This is a genomic window from Candidatus Poribacteria bacterium, assembly GCA_009839745.1.
In the GTDB taxonomy this organism is placed as follows: domain Bacteria; phylum Poribacteria; class WGA-4E; order WGA-4E; family WGA-3G; genus WGA-3G.
Genome location: VXPE01000077.1, coordinates 1 through 4,908, shown reverse-complemented (window position 1 = coordinate 4,908; position 4,908 = coordinate 1). Strand labels below are relative to the sequence as shown.

Annotated in this window: 3 protein-coding genes; 1 reads left to right on the top strand and 2 read right to left on the bottom strand. The window is 48.8% G+C overall.

Features of this window, described 5'->3' with window-relative positions; translation table 11 throughout:
* Positions 1-521 precede the first annotated feature (521 nt).
* Complete coding sequence (locus tag F4X88_12790) at positions 522-1,055, bottom strand: hypothetical protein (protein MYA57168.1); 534 nt, start codon at positions 1,053-1,055, stop codon at positions 522-524.
* A gap of 205 nt (positions 1,056-1,260) precedes the next feature.
* Entirely contained in the window at positions 1,261-2,595 is a 1,335-nt protein-coding gene (locus F4X88_12785) for a replication initiation protein (GenBank protein MYA57167.1), read from the bottom strand.
* A gap of 724 nt (positions 2,596-3,319) precedes the next feature.
* Here F4X88_12785 and F4X88_12780 point away from each other — a divergent pair.
* Complete coding sequence (locus F4X88_12780; protein ID MYA57166.1) at positions 3,320-4,426, top strand: hypothetical protein; 1,107 nt, start codon at positions 3,320-3,322, stop codon at positions 4,424-4,426.
* Positions 4,427-4,908 lie beyond the last annotated feature (482 nt).

Below are 4,908 nucleotides of genomic sequence, written 5' to 3'. Positions count from 1 at the left end.
AGGTTATTTCAGGGATAAAATTTGTTTGAACTAACCTTAACCACGAAACGGGGTAATGTTTAGCGGCATTACCCCGTTTCGTTTTATAGTGGACCCAGACATTCTGTCGGGGTTACAAACCCCTCCTACAGTATGCGTTTTGGTATTCCACGCGAAGATGTGTGTTAGACGCGCGGGTATAAGACCGGAGACCACCGAACTTAACGTTTTCTAAATTTTGTTCCATTCAAAGTGCCAAATATTGAAGAAAATCCGCTAATTTAGGTGTTTTTGATACTCACAGTTAATTTTCGCCCGAAATTTCAGCAGAATTTCAACAAATTTCGGAGAGGCAGGGTGCGTTAACATGCAGTAACAGGCAACCCAATTGCCGCAGACGTTAATCCATACCTCTGAAAATTAGCCACAGGAACCGCACTCTCTTGACGCTCAACGCCTCAGAAACCCATTTAGGGGTAGGGACACTGGTCAGAACGATACAGCGTGTTGTCAACATTTTTATCCGCCGCTTTCGCTAAAATCTACCGCTTCCGCCGAAAATACCCAAACCAACGCCCCTTTTTCTTAATTCGTTCTGGTGCCCCTTGTGGTAACATCAACATCTTTGTCTTTTCCTGTTCCATCGCCAGCATATCAAGGAGTTTCTCCGCGCGAGTTTCCAGCTGCTCCTCGCGTTCGAGGCGTTTTGCTTCACGCTTTCCGGCAGCTTCCAACTCGGCTTTCAAACGTTCCACCTCGCTCTGTAGAAACCTCACGTCTCCCATGCCTGCATCGGTGTTTGCAGAAATTTCCGAGTGTGTCCGAGATGTTCCATTACCGTTTCCAGAAGTCTCCATCTGTGTCCGAGATGTTCCATTTTCGCTTATAGTGGGGTTTCCATTTATTTCCGGATGTTTCCGTAAACCATAGACGCGATCCAGTTCTGCGGGGTCGATAACTTTCTTGCCGCGAGCATTCAAATCAAAGGCGAGTTTTCCTGTATCCATATCGGTGTATATCGTTGATTTACCGACGGAGACTAACTTTTCAGCTTCCGTAACTGTCAATTTTGGCATTATAGGATCCTCCAGTGTTTTCTAAATACTTCCAAATGCTTCCATTCCAATTGGAAGCCACTGGAATTAACGCAAAAAGCACCGTGGCGGTACAAAAAACAGTTAGGACTCATTGACAATCAAGCGGATCTTATCGAGGTCGGCATCCGTCAACGCCGCAAACGCGGGGTATGCGAGTACCGAACAGAGAAAATAAATAGGTGTCTCAGTTTTGGGGTGTTTTCAGTGTAGGGTATTTCTGTTGGATGCGTGCTTTTTCGTCTTCATACTGCTGAAGGACAGGGGCGAGGCGGTCCTGACAGAACTCTTCGGCGAGGATGTAGTTAATCTCGCTGGTCACCATACCACCGACTTTGTAAGCATCGGCAACCGAAGTGTATGTCTCCAAGCGTGCGCGTGCGAAGCGTGAGGTGATTTTCGCAGCGGCTTGCTCAAGGAGGACAGGATTCTCACGCACGGCTTGCTGGAGGAGGGCGCTCCTTTTCTCGATGAAATCGGCTTTTAGCACTTCAAGCATGGCTTTGTGTTCTTCTCGCTGCTTTTGATGAAGTTCCTCTGCTAACAACGGGTCGCGATAGTTCTCGCGGATGGCTTGTATGATGAATCCACCGGGGTTTGAAACGTTTCTGGCATACACTGCAAGCTGGATTTTCTCGGCAACATACACGGCAAAATCAAGTTTCTCGGCGTCCGGAAGTGCGTCGGCATCCACTACGTCCCATTCTTCCACTGCGATCCGGAGTGCCTCTCTCCGGGAAACACCGGCTTCGACTAACTCCCGAGCGATTTCGGGCAGGTCGTAGGTATCGGCGAAGACCGTCTCTGGCGCAGGCGCATCGATGGAAAGTTGTTTAGGTTTGGTGATTCTAAACTTCAATTCGCCGATCTTCCGACCGAGTCGCTTGTGTTCGACTTCCACGAAGTAACCGGTCAGTTCGTTGATTTCCTGGATGGCAGGTTTGATAACATTTCGATTAAGTTCCTTAAATGTTTGATATTTTTCGTTCTCGAGTCCTACGAGTTCTCTGAATGTCTTGAGTGGAATAAAGGGTGTTTCGCCTTCCTTGCGGACAATGTCGAAATAGTCGAAACACACCTCCCAGAGGATGAGAGCGTATCGGCTGGTGAACCGGTCTTGCATTTGCAAATTGAGCCTGGCGTAAATGCGAGGATTATAGAGTTTATAGCGTAGATAGGGTGTGAAGGCATACGTGCAGATGCCATTTTCTATTTCCACCTCTGACAAGAGGCTGGCGACTCCCCATTTCTCCTGGTTGTCTTTGTTGAGAAGGTTCCACTTGACTTTACAATCAACGAGTGCTTCCAATGTCTCCTTGAGATACTCAAGTTTCTTAGAGGTGAATCCGAGTTTCTTTGCCAACTCAGCAACATTGACCCGGTGAACCTCTGCGGTTGGTAGTTCGTCGTAAGCATTTGCGAGCAATACATTCCATGCTCTTCTCTGTAAATGCGTAATCTTGCTCTCTATCTGGATAGCAGGACTTGCTTTGATGACTTCTTTGATTTCTGCTAAAAACATTTGTTTTCCCTCCTTTGAACATTTATGTATACACTATCATAAAAGTGTATTTTAGTCAATATCATTTCCACCTTTTTCCCCACAAACCTACACCTTTAATCCACTTTTTCATCATTTCGTCGTTGGCTATGAGCAGTGTTTAAGGGGGTTCCCTATAAACCTACACCTTTAACCCTATAAACCTACACCTTTAACCCTATAAACCTACACCTTTAACCTCGGGAATGTAGGTGTGGCGTGGGTGGATCGCCTCCTTAAAACAATTATTCTTAAAACAATTAAAATGTTTAAACAACAATTGGGCCGACAGCGTTTGAGAAGCGTAAAGGTCCCTGATTTTTGTTGTTTAACGATAAAAAATTGAATCAATTCAGGGAGTCATCCCTCAAGCGGCTATTACGGTCAGGAAAACGATGGAGATACGACACCAGACACAAAGGGACCCCCAATCGAGCAGAGCGTGCGTCTGCTTTTTTTGTTTGTCTGCTATCTTCCACTTCCCGCCATATCTTCTCAGGTATCCACATCTATTACTTCCAGCAGCTTCGCAGCCCGTAAAACTCGGATGTCTGCTATGGTGTCTGTCTCTGTTTTGTGTCTTGCGAAGCGGGCGGTGTGGCTTTTTTGCTTGACGCGGGATAGTCAAGTGTGTTAGACTTTGTGATATAACTCAAGTTGACAGGGTGCGTCCGTGGTGAGGTGTCGCGTCTGAAGAGGAGGCGGAATGTCGATAGAACAGTCGTTGCGAGAGTTGTCGCAGGTCTCGAGCCACCAGTTCCCGGATAGCAGTGCGAAATGGTTGCTGCGTCAGCGAGAACACCTTGAGGCGTTACTGGAGATGTTTCTCGGTTCGCTCGTTGCGGCGTTTGACTTTGAGGGCGTTGAGCAAGTCCACCGGAGTTTCATCCCCGATGAGCTTCGGACGCAAGAATCGGATATGGTGTTCAGTCTCCCGTTTCGGACCCCGCAGCCGCGTCAGGAAGTGATCGTCTATCTTCTGATCGAGCATCAGTCCACGGTGGATCGGTCGATGCAACTGCGGTTGCTGTCGTACATGGTTCAGATATGGATGGAGGAACGTCGGCAGTGGATAGCGGCAAAGCAACCCGAGGCGGAGTGGCGGGTAACGCCTATTATCCCGATTGTGTTTTACACAGGGAGTCGTGAATGGAAAGCTCCGCTGTCTGTGGCGGCCCTCATGGACATCCCGGAGGCACTGACGCGCTTCGTGCCGACTTTCGACACCTTCCTGCTTGATGTCAAAGCGACAGCACCTGAACGCCTGACAGAGACTGGGCATCCGTTAGGCTGGGTGTTGACTGTCTTGCAACAGGAACGCCCGAAAGACCCGGCGGCAATGCGACAGGCACTCCTTGACGCTTTAGATGGACTTCGTGACTTGCGAACAGACGATGCGGAAGCCCACGAGCGTGCGATATTATATATCTTCCTGCTTATCTTACACCGCCGAGACGCAGACGAACATCAAGACTTGCTGCGTCTCCTCATACAAGAGACTACACAAAACACGGAGCTTGTAGACATGGCAGAATCCATCATTGAAATCAGCGAAAAACGCGGACACCAACGAGGCAGACAAGAAGGCAGACAAGAAGGCAGACAAGAAGGCAGACAGGAAGGCAGACAGGAAGGCCTTGAGCAAGGGGAGATCCATGGCAAACAAGAGGCACTCCTGAAGCTGCTACACCACCGGTTTCCGCCCGTTCCCGATGCGGTCATCACGCGAGTGCGTGCCCTGCGTAGCCCTGTTGAACTCGATGCCCTCTTTGAGAAGGGACTGACAGCGAAAAGCCTTGAGGATATCGAGTAGCCATCTGCTATGAACTGATATGCCGCAGCCTCCGCGGACACAGAAGAGCGGCGTTGCGGGTTCCCAGCGGACCTGCCGTTTTGTCCGCTTGTGCTTTCTACGGATTTTCCGATAAATGTCAGTCGCCCCTGTGATTGACACCTACCTCTAAATGCCCCAGCCTTTCCGTGGCTCTGGGGTGTTTTTTATTCCCACCTTTCCCCTATCCATTACCCTTTTAGACCCGCTGCTTGTCACTCCCGGCGTGCAGCGGGTCTATTACCCTACGTCTCCTTGCAAGGCGGACTTTCAAACGTTGAGGGTTTCCGCTGCGAGATGTGCATTATGCCGAACTTCTTCGCGTTGATCAGGAGTGATTTTGTGTGCTTTGAAAGGCCTTGGTGGAAAAACACTCGTCGTCCCATGAGGGTATCTGTTGTACGAATGCAACTTAACGTTATGTGCAAAAGGTTAAGTTCAAATCAAGATACGGATTTAATAAT

Bases quoted from the DNA above. Each gene is read 5' to 3' on its own strand.
- F4X88_12790 (MYA57168.1), bottom strand. From the start codon at position 1,055: ATGCCAAAATTGACAGTTACGGAAGCTGAAAAGTTAGTCTCCGTCGGT.
- F4X88_12785 (MYA57167.1), bottom strand. From the start codon at position 2,595: ATGTTTTTAGCAGAAATCAAAGAAGTCATCAAAGCAAGTCCTGCTATC.
- F4X88_12780 (MYA57166.1), top strand. From the start codon at position 3,320: ATGTCGATAGAACAGTCGTTGCGAGAGTTGTCGCAGGTCTCGAGCCAC.